Raw genomic sequence first — 1,252 nt, forward strand, 5'->3', positions numbered from 1 at the left:
CGATGTACAGCTCGGGCGCCACGATCTTGCCGGTCTGGCCGACCTGATAGTCGTTCGGCACGAAGCCGGCGTCCACCGCCGCGCGGCTGGCGCCGACCGCCGCCCCCAGCGTGTCGGCCAGCGCTTCCAGCAGCTTGAAGTTGTCGCCCGACTGCATGCCGCGGCCGCCCGACACCACGATCTTGGCCTGGGTCAGCTCCGGACGCTCCGACTTCGTCAACTCCTGGCCGACGAACCTGGCCGAACCGGCGTCGCCCGTCCCGGCGATGCTCTCCACCGTCGCCGAGCCGCCCGTGGCGGCGGCCGCCTCGAAGGCGGTGGTGCGCACCGTGACGACCTTGATCGGGTCGGCGGACTTCACCGTGGCGATGGCGTTGCCGGCGTAGATCGGCCGCTCGAACGTGTCGGCGGAAACCACCCCGGTGACGTCGGAGATCGCCGCGACGTCGAGCAGGGCGGCGACGCGCGGCAGCAGGTTCTTGCCCTCCGACGAGGCGGCGGCCAGAAGATGTTCATATTTTTCGGGGCCGTCGCCCTTGGCCAGCCCGACGACCAGCGGTGCGACGTTCTCCGGCAGCGGGTGGGCATAGGCCGCGTCGTCGGCCAGCAGCACCTTGGACACGCCGGCCACCTTGGCGGCGGCTTCGGCGACGGCCTGGGCGCCCTGGCCGGCGACCAGCACATGGATATCCCCGCCGATCTTGGCGGCGGCGCTGACCGCGTTCAGCGTGGCGGCCTTCAGCGCGGCGTTGTCGTGTTCGGCGATGACGAGAATGGACATGTCAGATCACTTTCTCTTCGGAGCACGCTGGCCCTATCAGATCGCGCGGGCTTCGTTCTTCAGCTTGTCGACCAAGGGCGGCCACGTCGGCGACCTTGACGCCGGCCTTGCGCTTGGCCGGCTCGGCGACCTTGAGCGTGGTCAGGCGCGGCGCCACGTCGACACCCAGCGCGTCGGGCGCCAGCGTCTCGATGGGCTTCTTCTTGGCCTTCATGATGTTGGGCAGCGAGGCGTAGCGCGGCTCGTTGAGGCGCAGGTCGGCGGTGACCACCGCCGGCAGGGTCAGCTGCACCGTCTCCAGGCCGCCGTCGATCTCGCGGGTCACGGCGACCGAGCCCTCGCCCGGCACGACCTTGGAGGCGAAGGTGCCCTGCGGCCAGCCCAGCAAGGCGGCGAGCATCTGGCCGGTCTGGTTGCAGTCGTCGTCGATCGCCTGCTTGCCCAGGATGACCAGGGTCGGGCCTTCCTTGT

General features: G+C 70.1%; 1 protein-coding gene and 1 pseudogene. Both read right to left on the minus strand.

The window, feature by feature from the left end; all coding sequences use genetic code 11:
• On the minus strand, positions 1 to 781 hold a 781-nt coding region (locus DS837_RS31805), incomplete at its 3' end, for an electron transfer flavoprotein subunit alpha/FixB family protein (RefSeq protein ID WP_149168397.1).
• 36 nt (positions 782 to 817) lie between these two features.
• A pseudogene (locus tag DS837_RS31810) lies at positions 818 to 1,252 on the minus strand (electron transfer flavoprotein subunit beta/FixA family protein); the annotation flags it as partial.

The sequence above is a fragment of the Azospirillum brasilense genome (assembly GCF_008365405.1).
GTDB classification, from domain to species: Bacteria; Pseudomonadota; Alphaproteobacteria; order Azospirillales; family Azospirillaceae; genus Azospirillum; species Azospirillum brasilense_D.